16 protein-coding genes are annotated in these 17,463 nt (G+C 60.3%); 4 read left to right on the plus strand and 12 right to left on the minus strand.

The window, feature by feature from the left end; all coding sequences use genetic code 11:
- Positions 1-27: 27 nt before the first annotated feature.
- The 8 genes from CIB54_RS11040 to CIB54_RS11075 form a co-directional block, all read right to left on the minus strand.
- The gene (locus CIB54_RS11040; RefSeq protein WP_157829708.1) at positions 28-1,671 is read right to left on the minus strand and encodes a hypothetical protein; all 1,644 of its coding nucleotides are present in this window, start codon (positions 1,669-1,671) and stop codon (positions 28-30) included.
- Between the two features lie 229 nt (positions 1,672-1,900).
- On the minus strand, positions 1,901-2,737 hold the full coding sequence (gene tauD / locus CIB54_RS11045) for a taurine dioxygenase (protein WP_101219788.1): 837 nt from the start codon (positions 2,735-2,737) through the stop codon (positions 1,901-1,903).
- A gap of 11 nt (positions 2,738-2,748) precedes the next feature.
- On the minus strand, positions 2,749-3,585 hold the full coding sequence (tauC, locus tag CIB54_RS11050; RefSeq protein WP_101219789.1) for a taurine ABC transporter permease TauC: 837 nt from the start codon (positions 3,583-3,585) through the stop codon (positions 2,749-2,751).
- On the minus strand, positions 3,582-4,361 hold the full coding sequence (gene tauB, locus CIB54_RS11055) for a taurine ABC transporter ATP-binding subunit (protein ID WP_101219790.1): 780 nt from the start codon (positions 4,359-4,361) through the stop codon (positions 3,582-3,584). Before tauB ends, tauC begins: the two co-directional genes overlap by 4 nt.
- Positions 4,362-4,379: 18 nt before the next feature.
- Positions 4,380-5,357, minus strand: coding sequence for a taurine ABC transporter substrate-binding protein (gene tauA / locus CIB54_RS11060; protein ID WP_101219791.1), 978 nt, complete (start codon positions 5,355-5,357; stop codon positions 4,380-4,382).
- 236 nt (positions 5,358-5,593) lie between these two features.
- Positions 5,594-7,177 carry a glutamate--cysteine ligase gene (gshA, locus tag CIB54_RS11065; RefSeq protein WP_065950027.1) on the minus strand — a complete coding sequence of 528 codons (1,584 nt, stop codon included), beginning with the start codon at positions 7,175-7,177 and terminating at the stop codon, positions 5,594-5,596.
- A gap of 214 nt (positions 7,178-7,391) precedes the next feature.
- Positions 7,392-7,775, minus strand: coding sequence for a PaaI family thioesterase (locus CIB54_RS11070; protein WP_065950028.1), 384 nt, complete (start codon positions 7,773-7,775; stop codon positions 7,392-7,394).
- Positions 7,775-10,099: a Tex family protein gene (locus tag CIB54_RS11075; RefSeq protein ID WP_101219792.1), complete on the minus strand. Its 2,325-nt coding sequence runs from the start codon at positions 10,097-10,099 to the stop codon at positions 7,775-7,777. The genes CIB54_RS11070 and CIB54_RS11075 overlap by 1 nt, the downstream gene beginning before the upstream one ends.
- Before the next feature lie 356 nt (positions 10,100-10,455).
- On the opposite strand from CIB54_RS11075, the gene ompR reads away from it, so the two are divergent.
- Both ompR and CIB54_RS11085 read left to right on the plus strand, forming a co-directional pair.
- The gene (gene ompR, locus CIB54_RS11080) at positions 10,456-11,196 is read left to right on the plus strand and encodes an osmolarity response regulator transcription factor OmpR (protein ID WP_015373500.1); all 741 of its coding nucleotides are present in this window, start codon (positions 10,456-10,458) and stop codon (positions 11,194-11,196) included.
- 116 nt (positions 11,197-11,312) lie between these two features.
- Complete coding sequence (locus CIB54_RS11085; protein ID WP_065950030.1) at positions 11,313-12,626, plus strand: ATP-binding protein; 1,314 nt, start codon at positions 11,313-11,315, stop codon at positions 12,624-12,626.
- 102 nt (positions 12,627-12,728) lie between these two features.
- On the opposite strand, the gene rimK is transcribed toward CIB54_RS11085, so the two are convergent.
- Genes rimK through CIB54_RS11100 form a run of 3 tightly spaced genes read right to left on the minus strand, consistent with a single transcriptional unit; the run spans position 12,729 to position 14,905 of the window.
- Positions 12,729-13,634 carry a 30S ribosomal protein S6--L-glutamate ligase gene (gene rimK, locus CIB54_RS11090; RefSeq protein WP_003171022.1) on the minus strand — a complete coding sequence of 302 codons (906 nt, stop codon included), beginning with the start codon at positions 13,632-13,634 and terminating at the stop codon, positions 12,729-12,731.
- Positions 13,631-14,080 carry a retropepsin-like aspartic endopeptidase RimB gene (locus CIB54_RS11095; RefSeq protein WP_170827547.1) on the minus strand — a complete coding sequence of 150 codons (450 nt, stop codon included), beginning with the start codon at positions 14,078-14,080 and terminating at the stop codon, positions 13,631-13,633. The genes rimK and CIB54_RS11095 overlap by 4 nt, the downstream gene beginning before the upstream one ends.
- 45 nt (positions 14,081-14,125) lie before the next feature.
- Positions 14,126-14,905 carry a S6 modification regulatory phosphodiesterase RimA gene (locus CIB54_RS11100; RefSeq protein WP_065950031.1) on the minus strand — a complete coding sequence of 260 codons (780 nt, stop codon included), beginning with the start codon at positions 14,903-14,905 and terminating at the stop codon, positions 14,126-14,128.
- Between the two features lie 116 nt (positions 14,906-15,021).
- Between CIB54_RS11100 and CIB54_RS11105 the strand changes: the two genes are divergently transcribed.
- On the plus strand, positions 15,022-15,429 hold the full coding sequence (locus CIB54_RS11105; protein ID WP_065950032.1) for an RNA-binding S4 domain-containing protein: 408 nt from the start codon (positions 15,022-15,024) through the stop codon (positions 15,427-15,429).
- Between the two features lie 136 nt (positions 15,430-15,565).
- Here the strand turns inward: CIB54_RS11105 and CIB54_RS11110 are convergent, their stop codons facing one another.
- Positions 15,566-16,369 (minus strand): phosphatase PAP2 family protein, encoded by an 804-nt coding sequence (locus CIB54_RS11110; protein ID WP_065950033.1) that lies wholly within the window; start codon positions 16,367-16,369, stop codon positions 15,566-15,568.
- Between the two features lie 121 nt (positions 16,370-16,490).
- On the opposite strand from CIB54_RS11110, the gene hslO reads away from it, so the two are divergent.
- Complete coding sequence (hslO, locus tag CIB54_RS11115; protein ID WP_101219793.1) at positions 16,491-17,393, plus strand: Hsp33 family molecular chaperone HslO; 903 nt, start codon at positions 16,491-16,493, stop codon at positions 17,391-17,393.
- Positions 17,394-17,463: the final 70 nt, after the last annotated feature.

The raw sequence follows: 17,463 nt of genomic DNA on the forward strand, positions 1-17,463 counted from the left end.
CGTATTCAGTCAGTGTGAGTGAGCGATTCAGTGATGGTCGAGTACGTAGCCGTGCCCGTCATAAGGCAGGTATTGATGCGCCTTTTCATTGCCCAGGACCAAGCCAAAACCGTACAGAAACCCGACGCTATCCTGGTCTTCCAGTTCGCTCACATGGACATGGCGCATATGGCCGATCATGCCGATATTTTCCAGGATAGGTTTGATATGCCGGCCATTCTGGACCGCATCACTGAGGGCCGTCTCGAAGTCGGACATTACCTCCGGATCTTCATGTTCCAACTGGTGACGTTTGGTAAAAGCCGCAAACATGAAGTTGGCGTCCTTTATCATCTCGCTGTCGTCACCGGACAGTTTCAAGGCTTGCCCGGCCCGCTGTATCTCCTGGCGAGAAACATGCACTTCATAACCATCTTTCATGGTCACGTCATAGCCGTCACCTGCAGCGGCAACCCGTTGAAAGCAATCGGTGGGGCTTTGTCCGAACTTCATCATCATCAGTTTTATTGCGTCAACATAGGCGGCCGTTTCGCGAAACTCGCCAAAGTCCCGGGGTGTGTCACTGAAGCCAGTCAATATATTGACTGGACGTTCACCGTTTCTCTTCGAAGAGATATCCGGCATCGCCTCAGGCGAGGGAGGGCCGGGCGGTGCCGCAAGGGGTTTGACGTTGGTTTGCGGGGGGGAAGGCGGAACCTGTGCAGGGCGTGAGTCAATGGATGGATCCTTCATGTCATCCCGTCTGTTGGTGACGGGTGAATCCGATAGTACGTAGGCCTGCTTTTTCAGCCTTAACCTGGAAGGTGTCCCGTGGAAATCCTCGTGACCATCGACAACCAGCATGGATTCCCCATTCGAGACAACCGTTACACCCAGTTTCTGACCCGTGCCAAGTGACTCAGACTTAACCTCTTTCATATGGTGTTCCAGGCCCATGAGCTTCAATACGCTGCTGGCATGTTCGCCCTTGTTTGTATTGCGCATGGCCATGGGATAACTCGCCTGTTCTGCGGGGTCACTACTTTCGAGCTGTTTTCGCTTGACCAGGGTCGCGTACAGAAAGTTGGCGTCTTTCAACATGTCCTCGTTGCCCAGCAGTTGTGAACCTGCCTTCGCAAGGTCCAGCTCTTTATGCGTGATGAATAATTTGAAGCCATCTTTCATCGTCACATTGAACCCGGTGTCCAGAGGGGTGACTTGAGCGTAAATATCGGTTGGACTTTGACCAAAGTGCTGCATGGCCAACTTGATCCCCGCGACATGGGAACTGTGTGGTGTGGTCAGTGAGCGGTAAGTAACATGGGGGGAGAAAAACAGGCCACCTAACACGTCGTCGGGTTTTTGTTTGTCCTTTTTATTTGAAAGGTACTCCGTGCTGTCAGTGCGCACCGTCGAGTGGGTCGTCGCTGCAACGATTGCTGGCCTGTCAGGCTTGACGGGCTTGGCATCCTGGGCGTCCTGGGCCTTCTGGAGCGTATTCATCAACTTTGTCAGCTCGCTTAACATGGCGAGCAAATCTTCACGCCGGTAGGGCGCGGCGGTGGACGGTGTCAGTGTTTCAAGTGTTGTGCCTGTGGCTGAAGGGGCGGGTTCAGCAGGTGGTTTATTTGTCGATTCATGAGGCTGTGGCGCAAAAGCTGTCAGCCACGGCGATAGGGTTGAGATATTCATTTAAGCACTCAATGGATTCACGTTAAGGGGTCACTGCGCAGGCGTTTTAGACGCATGATGTCAGTGGTGAGCCTTACCTTGTGCGTTCCTGAACGTGAGCGCTTGACGAGTTACAGAGCGTTTCGTGAGCCACATTTTTCCATAGGAAAAATCTTGAAATTAACGAGGTTTTCGCCATTCGAACGCAACGGTGCAGGGGCGACGCGAATCGCCATCCGAGGCGGTTGGATTAAAACGGCGCATCGCCCAGGATGGTTGCCCGATGCATGACGCGGCGCTGTGGACGGTAGTCATCCACCGCGTAATGCTGGGTCACGCGATTGTCCCAGAACGCCACGTCATTTTCCTGCCAGCGCCAGCGAATGGTGAACTCTGGGCGGGTGGCGTGAGCAAACAGCAGCTTGAGAATCGCCTCGCTTTCGGCCGGTTCCAGTTCATTGATGCGGGTGGTGAAGCCGTCGTTGACGAACAGCGATTTTCGGCCGCTGACGGGGTGTGTGCGGATCACCGGGTGTGACAGCGGCGGGTTTTTCCGACGGGTTTCTTCCCAGCGCGCCAGATCGTCGGCGCTGTTGCCAAAACGCTCCAGCGGGAAGGACTTGGTGAAATCGTGGGTGGCGGTGAGCCCATTGAGCAACGCCTTGAGTGGCTCGGACAGCGCGTCATAGGCCGAAATCCCGCTGGCCCACAAGGTATCGCCACCAAACGCCGGCAACAGCTTGGCACTGAGCACCGCGCCGAGGGCAGGTGTGGGCAGGAAGGTCACGTCGGTGTGCCACACGGCGTTGTCACGCACATCGGTCACGGCGGTGTCGAGGATCAGCACTTCGGGCTGTTCCGGCACGTTGGGGTAGATCGGGTGGATGTGCAGATCGCCGAAATTCGCCGCAAACCGTGCCTGCTGTTGCGGGGTGAGCGGCTGGTCGCGCAGGAACAGCACCGAATGCTTGAGGAGTGCTTGTTCGATCGCGTCGCGCTGTTCGGTGCTCAGCGCCCGGGTGATATCGACGCCACTGATCTGGGCGCCAAGCGCAGTGCTTAAAGGGGTAATGGTCAGGCTGCTCATTTGTTCATCACTCAGTGTGCCTGGCCATGCCACGGCACTAATTTACGCTGCAGGGCGCGCAGGCCCATTTCCATGGCGAAAGCGATCAGTGCGATCACCAGGATGCCCAGGACCACGACGTCGGTGACCAGGAACTGCGCCGCCGACTGCACCATGAAGCCCAGGCCGCTGGTGGCGGCAATCAATTCGGCGGCGACCAGGGTCGACCAGCCTACGCCCAGGCCGATACGTACCCCGGTGAGGATGTCGGGCAGGGCGCTTGGCAGGATCACATGACGAATCAGTTGGGCGCGGGTGGCGCCCAGCGACTGCGCGGCGCGCAACTTGGCCGGGTCGACAGTGCGTACGCCGGTCGCGGTGGCGATGGCAATCGGTGCAAAGATCGCCAGGTAAATCAGCAGCACTTTGGACAACTCGCCGATACCGCACCAGATCACGATCAGCGGCAGATAGGCCAGCGGCGGGATTGGCCGGTAAAACTCGATCAGCGGGTCGAGAATGCCGCGGGCGATACGGTTGGCGCCGATGGCAATCCCCACCGGTACGGCCGTCAGCACCGCGAAACCCAGGCCCAGGCCGATGCGGCTGAGGCTCGCGCCCAGATGCTGCCAAAGGGTCGAATCCATGTAGCCGGATGTCGCCAGCAACCAGCCTTTTTGCAGCACGGCAGAGGGCGGCGGCAGGAACAGGGGCTCGATCAAGCCGGTGGCGGTTACCGCCCACCAGATAGCGAGCAAGGCCACCAGTGTCAGTACGCTGATCCACCGTGTGCCGAGGCTGCGGCGTGCCGGAATAACCGCACGCGTCAGCGGCTTGGCCGCTGTGGCGGGAAGTTCATAGCTGCTCATGCGCACACCTGCCGTTGCGAGAACACTTTGCCCAGTACGTGTTCGCGGGTTTCGATAAAACGCGGGTCGGACTTGATCGCCCGTGCCGATTCGCCGGCCGCGTAGCGTTGGCCAAAATCCAGCTGCAGGCGCTCGACGATCTGGCCGGGGTTGGGCGCCAGCAGGATCAAGTCCGTGGCGAGGAACACCGCTTCTTCGATGTCATGGGTGATCAGAAACACCGGCTTGGCCGTGCGCCGCCAGACTTGCAGCAGCAGTTCCTGCATCTGTTCGCGGGTGAAGGCATCGAGGGCGCCGAACGGCTCGTCCATCAGCAGTACGCGAGGGTCGGCCGCCAGGGCGCGAGCGAGGCCGACGCGTTGCTTCTGGCCGCCGGAGAGTTGCCAGATGCGCCGGCTGTCGAAGCCGCTCAGGTCCACCAGCGCGAGCATTTCCCGGGCGCGCGCTTCACGTTGCGCCTTCGGCACGCCGGCCAGTTCCAGGCCGAAGGCGACGTTGGCCAGTACGTCCTGCCAGGGCAGCAGGGCATCGTCCTGGAACACCACGCCACGTTCGGCGCCGGGACCTTTGACCGGCACGCCATCGAGGGTGATACGCCCGGCCGACGGTTCGACAAAGCCGGCAATCAGGTTCAACAGCGAAGTCTTGCCACTGCCGGAGGGGCCCAGGGCCACCAGCAATTGCCGGGGACCAAGCTCAAGTGAAATATCCGCCAGTACCGGTTCCGGGGCGCCTGGGTACTGTGCGCTGATGCGCTCCAGCTGTAGCAAGGCCATTGCGATGAACTCCTTGAATCAGTGGGTGATGAACTTGGCGCTGACGTAAGGGGCGTAGTCCGGCAGCACCGCGTCGACCTTGCCTTGCTCCTTGAGGAACGCTGCGGTATCGGTGACAGCCTGGGTGGTCGGTGCGCCCAGCAGGGTGACCTGGTCAGCGGCCAGCGGGTAGACATTGCCTTGCAGCAGCAGCGGGATGTCGCTGGCCTTGGCGCCGGAGAGCTTCACCAGCTTGTCGACGTTCGCGTTGTCGGCGAGCCAGGCTTGTGGGTCTTTACGGTAAGCGGCGTAGGCATCCAGCGTGACTTTGGCGAAGGCCGTGACGATTTCCGGATGCTTCTCGGCGAAGTCCTTACGCACAATCCAGGCATCGAAGGTCGGCGCACCGAACTTGGCCAGTTCGCCGGACGTGATCAACACCTTGCCGTTTTCCTTGGCCACGCCCAGGGCCGGGTCCCACACATAGGTGGCGTCGATATCACCGCGTTTCCAGGCGGCGATGATGGCCGGTGGTGCGAGGTTGAGGATGGTCACCTTCGAGTGGTCGATGTTCCAGTGCTTCAGCGCGGCCAGCAGGCTGTAGTGCCCCGTGGACACGAACGGTACGGCGATCTTCTTGCCGACCAGGTCCTGAGGGCTGTTGATCCCCGAACCATCGCGCGCCACCAGGGCTTCGGCGCCGCCGATCTGGGTGGCAACAAGGAAGGTTTGCACCGGCACCTTGCGCGTGATCGCAGCGGTCAACGGGCTGGAACCGAGGTAACCGATCTGCACGTCACCCGAGGCGATGGCGGCGATGATATCGGCGCCATTGTCGAATTTGCGCCAGTCGATCCTGGCGTGGGTGGCTTTTTCATAGGCGCCGTCGGCCTGGGCGACTTTTGCCGGGTCTACGGTGGTCTGGTAAGCGACGGTCACATCTGCCGCCTGGGCAAACAGGCTGGCACCGGCCAGGGATAACGCCGCCAGCAAGCGCAGTGGGGTAGGCAGTTTCAAAGGGAAGCTCCTCAATCAAGCGGCCAGGGGGGCGGCGTGTGAGGAGACTAAATGATCTAAGAATCCGAAAATAAATAACATTTTCGAATTAGCTTATGAGGAGCAGGGTTGCAGCGATTCCTGAGCCTGATGCAGGGCAAATGTGGGAGGGGGCTTGCCCCCGATGGCGGTGGTTCAGTCACTGACTGAGTGGCAGACACACTGCTATCGGGGGCAAGCCCCCTCCCACATAAGGTTTAGTTGCTGATGGCCAGGATGCTCGCCTGGTACGACCCGACGAACACATCGAAATCGCCCACTTCGTTCTGCTCAAGCTCGGCCTGCTGAGCCAGCGACGTACGCGCCAGTTCTTCAAAGCGCGCTTGTTCCTCGGCTGGCAGCGGTTCCTTGCGGAAGTACTCGGCATGCACCTCGCTCTGATGCAGCGAGAACTGCGCGAAACTTTCCTTACGCTCGGCCATCGCGGCCAGCACCTGGGCCGAGGGCGTCAGTGACGGGTCGTTGACCTTGGCCAATTGAGCGTCCAGCGCCTGGCTGTGTTCAGTGATGCCATGGCTCTCATCGAGCAGGGCGGCCAGAGGCGCAATCTGCTCCAGCAGCTCGGCGGCCCACTCTTTCATCTCCACCGTCTGGCCTTGACGCTGCAATTGCAGGCCCGGACGGCGACCTTCCTTGACCACGCTGAGGAAGTTGGACGTGGCGTTGCCGCACTCGTTATTGGCGAACAGCGGGCTGTCGTTCAGCGCGCAATACAGCAGGAACGCGTCGAGAAAACGCGACTCCGCAAGATCGATGCCCATCGGCAGGAACGGGTTGATGTCCAGGCAGCGCACTTCGATGTACTGGATGCCGCGCGCCATCAGCGCCTGTATCGGCCGCTCGCCGGTGTAGGTCACACGCTTGGGGCGGATGTTGGAGTAGTACTCGTTTTCGATCTGCAGGATATTGGTGTTGAGCTGCACCCACTCACCATCCTTGTGCGTGCCGACTTCGACATAGGGCGCGTAGGGCGTTGCCACCGCTTCGCGCAGGCTGTCGGTGTAGCTGGCCAGGTCGTTGTAGCACGGCGTGAGGCCGGCCTGGGCGTTGCTCTGGTAACCCAGGTCGCTCATGCGCAGGCTCGTGGCGTACGGCAGGTACAAGGTATCGGCGTCGAGCACTTCAAGCTGGTGCGAACGGCCGCGCAGGAAGCCTGCGTCCAGGGCCGGCGAGGCGCCAAACAGGTACATCAACAGCCAGCTGTAGCGGCGGAAGTTGCGAATCAGCGCGATATACGCGGTGGATTGATAGTCGCGGTCGGTGCCGACAAAGCCTTCGGCTTCCTTGAGCAACGGCCACAGCTGTTCCGGCAGCGAGAAGTTGTAATGGATGCCGGCAATGCATTGCATGGTCTTGCCATAACGCAGGGCCAGCCCCTTGCGGTAAACGTACTTGAGCTGCCCGATATTGGAGGTGCCATAGTAGGCAATCGGAATATCTTCCTCGGCCGGCAACGGGCACGGCATCGAGGGGCTCCACAGGTATTCGCTGCCCAGTTTGGTGTAGGCAAAGCGATGGATCTTGTCCAGGCTGCTCAGAGTATCGGCCGGGTTGGGCAGCGCGGGAGTAATGAACTCCAGCAGCGACTCCGAGTAGTCGGTAGTGATCTGTTCGTGCGTCAACGCGGCGCCCAGGGCTTCCGGATGCGGCGTCTGGGCCAGGCGACCCTCACTGGTGACGCGCAGGCATTCACGCTCGATGCCATGCAGGCAGTGCTCTAGCAGGGAGAGGTGTTCGCGCTTGCCGAGCAGAGCCAGGCGGCGGTTGAGAAGTTCGCTCAAGTTGGATTCCTTCACGCGTCAGTCGCCCCAATATGGGGGTGGGCAAGACGGTCTACAAGGGTGAAGTTGAAACTGGCGTGATCGCCTGGTTCTGAGTCGATTTGACCCGCTCTGAATATGCCTACTTCACTCCATGAATTGGGCTACAGCGCAGCGAGAAAATTCCGACGCTGTTGTCACAGCGCCGAAATTAACTCAAATCAGGGGCAGGGAGCTATAGGACAGCGAACGTGCCCTGTGCTTTTGCGACAAGTCTTTCGTCCTGGTACACGTCGGCTTCGACCACCAGGGTGCGCCTGCCGGCGTGGATCACCCGGCTGGTGCACAGCACGTCACCCTCTTCAACGGCGCGGATATAGTTGATCTTGCACTCGATGGTCGCGCTCTGCTGGTCGAACCCGTGGGCGCTGGAACATGCCAACCCCATGGTGATGTCCACCAGGCTGAAAATCGCCCCGCCGTGCAACTTGCCCCCGCGATTGCGTAAATGCGGCGCAAGGCTCAGGGCCACCTCGGCAACGCCTGCATCCAGGCGCTGCAGGCGGCAACCGATCAGTTCGCTGAACGCGCTCTGGGTCAAACCGGCCGGAATATCCATCAACGCTTCTTCAACTGCTTGGCGTTGGCGAACAGCGAGGCCATCGCGTTGTTGCTCGGTGCGGCTGTCGCGGTGTCCTTGCGCGGCGCAGTGGTTTGCGACGGACGCGGTGCCGAGCCAGGGCGAGCGCCGCGGGCACCGTCGATTTTCTCGCCGGGGGTGTCGCTCATGCGCATCGACAGGCCAACGCGTTTGCGCGGGATGTCGACTTCCATCACCTTGACCTTGACCACGTCACCGGCCTTCACCGCCTCGCGCGGGTCCTTGATGAACTTCTCCGAAAGTGCGGAGATATGCACCAAACCGTCCTGATGCACGCCGATATCCACGAACGCGCCGAAGTTGGTCACGTTGGTCACCACGCCTTCGAGGATCATGCCCGGTTGCAGGTCCTTGAGGTCTTCGACGCCGTCCTGGAACTCGGCGGTCTTGAACTCGGGGCGCGGGTCGCGGCCGGGCTTTTCCAGCTCCTGCAGGATGTCGGTGATGGTAGGCACGCCGAAGGTTTCGTCGGTGTACTTTTTCGGGTCCAGGCGCTTGAGAAACGCGGCATCGCCGATCAGCGAGCGGATGTCGCGATCGGTTTCGGCGGCAATCCGCTGTACCAGCGGATACGCTTCCGGGTGAACCGCCGAGGCGTCCAGCGGGTTATCACCGTTCATTACGCGTAGGAAACCTGCGGCTTGCTCGAAGGTTTTTTCGCCCAGGCGCGCGACTTTTTTCAGCGCGGCGCGGGTTTTGAAGGCGCCGTTCTCGTCGCGGTGGTTGACGATATTCTGCGCGAGGGTAGCGTTCAGCCCGGAGATACGTGCCAGCAGCGCCACGGACGCGGTGTTCACGTCCACACCCACGGCGTTCACACAGTCTTCCACCACCGCATCCAGTCCACGCGCCAGCTTGAGCTGCGACACGTCGTGCTGGTATTGGCCGACGCCGATGGATTTGGGATCGATCTTCACCAGCTCGGCCAGCGGGTCCTGCAGGCGACGGGCAATGGACACGGCGCCGCGGATGGACACGTCGAGGTCCGGGAACTCCTTGGACGCCAGCTCAGAAGCCGAGTACACCGAAGCGCCCGCCTCGGAGACCATGACCTTGGTCATCTTCATCGCCGGGTACTTTTTGATCAGCTCGGCGGCCAGCTTATCGGTTTCGCGGCTGGCGGTACCGTTGCCGATGGCGATCAGGTCCACGGCGTGCTTGGCGCAGAGGGCGGCCAGGACAGCCAGGGTCTGGTCCCACTTGTTATGCGGCACGTGCGGGTAGACGGTGGCGTGGTCCAGCAGCTTGCCGGTGGCGTCGACCACCGCAACCTTGCACCCGGTGCGCAGCCCCGGATCCAGGCCCAGGGTCGCGCGTGGGCCCGCCGGTGCGGCCAGCAGCAGGTCATGCAGGTTGTGGGCGAATACGTTGATCGCCTCGGTTTCAGCGCCTTCACGCAGCTCGCCGAGCAGGTCGGTTTCCAGGTGGGTGTAGAGCTTGACCTTCCAGGTCCAGCGCACGACCTCACCGAGCCACTTGTCCGCAGGACGGTTCTGATTCTGAATGCCGAATTGTTGACCGATCATGCCTTCGCACGGATGCATGGTGCCCGGCAGCTCGTCACCGACTTTCAACGCGGAGCTGAGAATGCCCTCGTTGCGGCCACGGAATATCGCCAGTGCGCGGTGTGACGGCATGCTTTTGAGCGGTTCGTCGTGTTCGAAGTAATCGCGAAACTTGGCGCCCTCTTCCTCTTTGCCGGCGATGACGCGGGCGCTGAGAATGGCTTCCTGTTTCAGGTAGGTGCGCAGTTTTTCCAGCAGGCTGGCGTTTTCCGCGAAGCGCTCCATCAGGATGTACTTGGCGCCGTCGAGGGCGGCCTTGACATCGGCGACGCCTTTTTGCGCGTCGATAAAGCGCGCAGCTTCGGTTTCAGGCGTCAGCGACGGGTCGTTGAACAGGCCGTCGGCCAAGTCGCCCAGGCCGGCTTCCAGGGCAATCTGGCCCTTTGTACGACGTTTCTGTTTATACGGCAGGTAAAGGTCTTCGAGGCGGGTCTTGGTGTCGGCCAGCTTGATGTCGCGTTCCAGTTGCGGGGTCAACTTGCCCTGTTCCTCGATGCTGGCAAGGATGCTGATACGCCGCTCGTCGAGTTCTCTCAGGTAGCGCAGGCGCTCTTCCAGGTGCCGCAGTTGGGTGTCGTCAAGGCTGCCGGTGACCTCTTTTCGGTAACGGGCGATGAAAGGCACCGTGGAGCCCTCATCCAGTAGCGCGACGGCCGCTTCGACCTGCTGTGGGCGTACACCGAGTTCCTCGGCGATGCGGCTGTTGATGCTGTCCATAAAACCACCTGAAATTCTGAAAAGCAGCTCGCAGGCCCGGAAAACAAGGCCTTGCGAGGCTGGTTGAGCGGCCCGACCGGCACCGCTGCCTGGGTCAAGAGGCAGCCTATTGACCCTCGAAATCGAAAAAACACGACAAGCGGGTAAAAAAAAGCCCGGCAGTAAACGGTAACGATCTGACGTTGCCCTGCACGAAGGCGCCGCATTATAACCAGCGTTCTGCCCTTGGGGGCTACTGCGCCGCTGGTTGTAGGACACGGCTTAGCTGGTAGTAGAGGAAAAATCTGCTAACAATGCACACGGTGCGTATAACGGCAGCTAGGCCATAATGCGCGCCGAGATAAGAGGAGCATCTAATGAGCAGCACTGCACAAACTGCTGAAGGCGAAAAAATTCTCATCGTTGACGACGATCCGGGGCTGAGCAGCCTGCTGGAGCGTTTTTTCAACTCCAAAGGCTACCGGGCGCGCGCGGTGCCGAACACCGAGCAGATGGACCGCCTGTTGGGGCGCGAAGTGTTCAATCTGGTCGTGCTCGACCTGATGTTGCCTGGCGAAGACGGCCTGACCGCCTGCAAGCGTCTGCGTGGCGCGAACAACCAGATCCCGATCATCATGCTCACTGCCAAGGGCGATGAGCTGAGTCGCATCAAGGGCCTCGAACTGGGCGCCGATGACTACCTGGCCAAGCCGTTCAACCCAGACGAGTTGATGGCGCGGGTCAAGGCCGTATTGCGTCGCCAGGCACCGCCGGTACCGGGTGCGCCAGGCAGCGAAGACGAAAGCGTGACCTTCGGCGACTACGAGTTGTCCCTGGCGACCCGCGAGCTCAAGCGTGGCGACGAAGTGCACATGCTCACCACCGGCGAATTCGCGGTGCTCAAGGCCCTGGTGATGAACGCTCGCCAGCCGCTGACCCGCGACAAGCTGATGAACCTGGCCCGTGGCCGCGAATGGGACGCCCTGGAGCGCTCCATTGACGTGCAGATCTCCCGACTGCGCCGGATGATCGAGCCGGACCCTTCCAAGCCGCGGTATATCCAGACGGTGTGGGGTGTGGGTTATGTGTTTGTGCCGGATGGCACCGCAACCAAGTGACCGATGATTTGCAGGGACGGGCATCCGGCGTTTGATTCCATGAGGGTCGACGGGGTGCTCGGCGTCTGCAATTCTGCGAGCGCCGCTCGTTCCTGCAAGGTGTCTAGCTGTCTCCTATGAAAACCCCGCTGTGGTTCCCGCAAAGTTTCTTTTCCCGCACCCTCTGGCTGGTGCTGATCGTCGTTCTGTTTTCCAAGGCACTCACCCTGGTTTATCTGTTGATGAACGAGGATGTGCTGGTGGATCGGCAGTACAGCCACGGCGTCGCCTTGACGTTGCGTGCCTACTGGGCCGTCGACCCCGAGAACCGTGAAAAGGTAGCCAAGGCCTCAACGCTGATCCGGGTCGATGGTGCCGGCGTGCCTGAGGGCGAGCAGCATTGGCCCTACAGTGAGATCTACCAGCGCCAGATGCAGGCGGAGCTGGGTGACGACACCGAGGTGCGGCTGCGCATGCACGTTTCGCCTGCGCTGTGGGTGAGGGCGCCCAGTCTGGGCGATGCCTGGATCAAGGTCCCGCTGTATCCGCATCCGTTGCGCGGGCAAAAAATCTGGAACGTATTGGGCTGGTTCCTCGCCATCGGCCTGCTTTCAACCGCGTCCGCATGGATTTTTGTGCGCCAGCTCAACCAACCGCTCAAGCGCCTGGTATTTGCCGCCCGCCAACTGGGCCAGGGGCGCAGCGTGCGCCTGCCGGTCAGCGATACACCCAGTGAGATGACCGAGGTTTACGGCGCATTCAACCAGATGGCGGAGGATGTCGAGCAGGCCGGACGCGAGCGCGAACTTATGCTGGCGGGGGTGTCCCATGACCTGCGCACGCCGTTGACGCGATTACGCTTGTCCCTGGAGTTGATGGGCAACCCTACCGACCTCACCGATGACATGGTGCGTGACATCGAGGATATGGACGCGATTCTTGACCAGTTCCTGGCGTTCATCCGTGATGGGCGTGATGAGGTTGTGGAGGAGGTTGACCTGACCGATCTGGTACGTGAAGTGGTCGCGCCCTACAACCAGAGCGGTGAGCAGGTGCGCATGCGTCTGGAGCCGATTCAGCCGTTTGCCTTGCGCAGGGTGTCGATGAAGCGCCTGTTGAACAACCTGATCGGCAACGCCTTGCATCATGCCGGTTCGGATGTGGAGGTGGCGGCGTACGTGTCGGGTGACAGCGCAGCGCCCTATGTCGTGCTGAGCGTGATGGATCGCGGCACGGGTATCGACCCGGCTGAACTGGAAGCCATCTTCAACCCGTTTACCCGTGGCGACCGCGCCCGAGGCGGTAAAGGTACCGGTTTGGGGTTGGCGATTGTGCGGCGGATTGCTTCGATGCATGGCGGCAATGTTGAGTTGCGCAACCGTGAAGGGGGCGGGCTGGAAGCTCGGGTGCGCTTGCCGCTTGGGTTGATGTTGCCTAGAGATGCGGTATAGAAGCAGCCGTAAGCTTCAAGCTTCAAGCTTCAAGCTAAAAGAGTAAGGCAGGCTGTGTTTGCCCTTTCTTGCAGCTGATAGCTTGAAGCTCATAGCTGCTTTTTAGCCCTTGCCCTTGGTCCGAGTCATATTCGGCCCGCCATTTTTTTCCAGGTGCTGAATGATAATTCCCGCCACATCCTTGCCGGTGGTGGTCTCGATCCCTTCCAGGCCCGGCGATGAGTTGACCTCCATGACCAGGGGGCCATGATTGGAGCGCAGGATATCCACACCTGCCACGGCCAACCCCATGACCTTGGCCGCACGCAGTGCGGTCATGCGCTCCTCCGGGGTAATCTTGATCAGGCTGGCGCTGCCGCCACGGTGCAGGTTGGAGCGAAACTCGCCCGGCTTGGCCTGGCGTTTCATGGCGGCAATCACCTTGTCGCCCACCACGAAGCAGCGGATATCCGCACCACCCGCTTCCTTGATGTACTCCTGCACCATGATGTTCTGCTTGAGGCCCATGAACGCCTCGATCACCGACTCCGCGGCCGTTGCCGTTTCGCACAACACCACGCCGATGCCCTGGGTGCCTTCGAGCACCTTGATCACCAGCGGCGCGCCATTGACCATTTCGATCAGGTCGGGGATGTCATCCGGGGAGTGGGCGAAGCCGGTCACCGGCAGGCCAATACCCCGGCGCGACAGCAGTTGCAGCGAGCGCAGCTTGTCCCGCGAACGTGCGATGGCCACGGACTCGTTCAGCGGGAAAACGCCCATCATTTCAAACTGGCGCAGTACCGCACAGCCATAGAAGGTCACCGAGGCGCCGATGCGTGGGATCACCGCATCAAAGCCTTCCAGCGGTTTGCCACGGTAGTGGATCTGCGGCTTGTGGCTGGCAATGTTCATGTAGGCCCGCAACGTGTCGATCACCACCATTTCATGGCCACGTTCGGTGCCGGCCTCGACCAGGCGGCGGGTGGAATACAGACGCGGGTTTCGCGACAGCACAGCAATCTTCATGCAGCACCTGGGGCAGAAATAGTGGAGACCGGGAACACCGGCTTGTCTTGTACGTATTTTACGGCCGGGCTGACGACCAACTGGCCGTCAATCAGCGCCTTGGAGCCCAGCAACAGGCGGTAACGCATGGCTTTGCGGCAGGCCAGGGTGAATTCCACTCGCCATACCCGATCGCCCAACGCCAGGGTGGTGCTGATCACGTAGCGCACCTGCGCATGGCCGTTGGAGCTCTTGATGGTTTTCATCGTCACCAGGGGCGCTTCGCAACGCCGGTGGCGCAATTGCACCACGCTGCCCAGGTGCGCGGTAAAGCGCACCCACTTCTCGCCGTCGCGCTCGAACGGCTCGATCTCGGTGGCGTGCAGGCTCGAGGTGCTGGCACCGGTGTCGATCTTGGCGCGCAGGCCCGCCACTCCCAGGTCGGGAAGGGCCACCCACTCACGCAGGCCCACAACGGTCAAATGGTCAAATGTCTTCAAATAGGGTTACCGTCATTTTGCCCAGGCTTGAGGTGCAACCTTGGCCAGGGCATTGAATGCGGGCTTGGCGAACCAGTAGCCTTGCATTAGAAATATTCCACAGTCGGAGAGGAAGTCTCGCTCGCCGGCACTTTCGATGCCTTCGGCGATGACAGTAACCCCCAACTGCTCACAGATTGTGACAATCCCCCGGACGATCACCTGGCGGACACGGTCTTGGTCGACATCGCGAATCAGCGCCATGTCGAGCTTGATCAGATCAGGTTGGAAATCGGCCAGCAGATTCAGCCCCGAATAGCCCGCGCCGAAATCGTCGATGGCGGTCTTGAAACCGAATTCGCGGTATTCACGCAGAATATTCGTCAAATGGCGATAGTTATCTACATGCTCGCTTTCCAGGGTCTCGAAAATCAGGCGGTCCAGCGGGAAATTGTGTGCGCGGGCGGCCTCGAGGGTGCTGCGGATACACAATTCGGGACGGTAGACGGCATTGGGCATGAAGTTAATGGAAAGATACGTTTGCATGCCCAAGGCGGCGGCGCCGGCAATGGCCTGGGTGCGGCAGCGCTGGTCGAAGCGGTAGCGATTGGTTTCGTTGACATGTGCCAGCACCGACAACGCGCCTTCTCCCTGTGTGCCGCGCACCAAGGCTTCATTGGCAAATATCGAACGGTCACGCAGGTCTACGATAGGCTGGTAGGCGAAAGCAAAATCGAACCCCAGCGGCTCGCTTTGCTGGCAACCCACGCACCGCTGGTTGGGCGAGGTGAGTGAAACGGGAAAGTCGGTCACGGCGTATCCTCGCGAAAACAGGGTGCTACCTGGCGTATCTTAGGTGAGCCTTGGGGTTAATGCGTCGAAGGGTTTCAACGGTAAGGTTGCGACATTTTTCAGAGCGAGGAATTCAAGTGGCTCAAAAGCAGGAAGAGGAAGAAAAAGTCCGTTTGGACAAGTGGCTGTGGGCCGCGCGTTTCTACAAGACCCGTGCTCTGGCCAAGGCCGCCATCGAGAGCGGCAAGGTGCACCATCGCGGCGAGCGCTGCAAGCCGGGGAAGGAACCGCGCGTCGGCGATGAGTTTCAGATTCGTACAGGGTTTGATGAAAAGACTGTCGTGGTGCAAGCGCTCTCCATCGTGCGCCGTGGCGCGCCTGAAGCGCAGACGTTGTACGCGGAAACCGAAGCCAGTATTGCCAAGCGTGAAAATGCCGCAGCCATGCGCAAGGCGGGGGCTTCAGGCCTGACCACCGACGGCAAGCCGAGCAAGAAGCAGCGTCGCGATCTGTTCAAATTCCGCGGCAGCGGCAATGATGATTGATAGCGCGATCTCCACCACAAGGAAGATCAAAAATGTGGCAGGGGGCTTGCCCCCGATTGCGCAGTGTCAGCCACAGATCAGCTGATTGACCCACTGCTATCGGGAGCAAGCCCCCTCCCACATTTGGTCTGCGTCGTTAAGGATTCGTGCGCATGACGCTCAAGCGCCCGATCACCGGCAGTTTGCCAAGCAACCCGAACACCGGCGCTGTTACCCGCAACAGAAACCCCGACACCTTCGCCGCAAACGGCGTGTAGTAACCCCAGCCCAGGGCCAACAGCGCCAGCAATACCCCGCCGATGTAATCGTCCTGCCCCCAATGCGCGCCCGCCACCAGCCGCGGCATCATGAACAACAGCGCCAGGCCCCAGATCACCAGGATTTGCCCGATGCGTCTGGCGAAGACCGTCATGAACATCGCCCAGATCAACAACACCGAAGCATGATCGCCGGGGAAGCTCTGGCTCGAACGGTCTTTCAATTCCCAGGTTTTCTCCAGTCCGGGAAAAAAATCGCTCATCTGAATCGCGCCATCGATCACCATCGACGGGCTGCTGTGCTGCCAACCCATGTGCGCCGCGAGCTTGGAAAACAGCATCCGGATAAACAGCAACAGCAGCAGAATACCGAGGAAACCAAAGAACGCCTGGCGCACCTGTACGGCCTTGAATACCCAGTCGCCGCGAATCAGCAGGGCCAGCAGAATCACCCCGACGATCGCGTCGAATGGCCGCAGGCTCGCCACAGCCCACACGTGCAGCCAGGTGGAGTTGCTGGCCAGCGGGCCATTGAGCAGGTGAAACAGCCACTCGTCGAAAATCACACACAGCATCTGGCCCGTGGGCCACAGCCAGAAACACAGCAGCCCGATAGCGACTAGATTGCAAAGAGCCCATCGCCGGAGGTTCCAGTTCGCTTGGAACAAACCCGGATTGTTCATAAACTGTCCCTCATCGCTCGTTGGCTCCTTGTTTCAGGAGAAACCGCACCAATGTGGTGCTAAAGCGTTTAATTTTATAAACGTTGTAATCATTTTGTCATCACTTCAGATACCCAGACCTATGACTGATCTACCGGACACCGACTTCACCCAACGCTTTATCTTTGACGAGAACGACGCCCGCGGCGAGCTGGTCTCGTTGGAGCTCAGCTATGCCGAAGTCCTTGCCAAACACGCGTATCCGGAGCCGGTCGCGCAATTGCTCGGTGAGTTGATGGCGGCGGCTGCGCTGCTGGTGGGCACGATGAAATTCGACGGCTTGCTGATCCTGCAGGCGCGTTCCGAAGGTCCGATCCCGATGCTGATGATCGAGTGTTCCAGCGAGCGCGAAATCCGTGGCCTGGCTCGCTATGACGTCGACCGGATCACCCCGAACGCGACATTTTCCGAGCTGATGGCCGATGGTGTGCTGGCGATCACCGTTGACCCGACCGAGGGCCAGCGCTACCAGGGCATCGTTGATCTGGACGGCGAGACCCTGTCGGACTGCTTTACAAACTATTTCGTCATGTCCCAGCAGGTCGGCACCAAGTTCTGGCTCAACGCCAACGGCAAGCGCGCTCGCGGCCTGTTGTTGCAGCAGTTGCCGGCTGACCGTATCAAGGACGAGGATGAGCGCACCGATAGCTGGCGCAAGCTGACCGCCCTGGCTGGCACCCTGACTGCTGAAGAATTGCTGGGCCTGGACAACGAGACCATCCTGCATCGCCTGTACCACGAAGAAGCGGTGCGCCTGTTCGACGAGCAGTCCCTGCGCTTCAATTGCAGCTGCTCCCGCGAGCGTTCCGCCAACGCCCTGGTCAGCCTTGGCCTGGAAGATGCGCAAAATCTGGTGGTGGAACACGGTGGCCATATCGAGATCGACTGCCAGTTCTGCAACGAGCGTTATCTGTTCGATGCCGCCGATGTTGCTCAATTATTCGCCGGTGCAGGCAGCGACACCCCTTCCGACACCCGTAACTAAAACGTTTAAGCACAGGTAAATCACCTGCCAAATGCCGGATTAGAGGCGTTCTGACGGGAGGGCCCTACTC

This window comes from Pseudomonas fluorescens (assembly GCF_002837185.1).
Classification (GTDB): domain Bacteria; phylum Pseudomonadota; class Gammaproteobacteria; order Pseudomonadales; family Pseudomonadaceae; genus Aquipseudomonas; species Aquipseudomonas fluorescens_AM.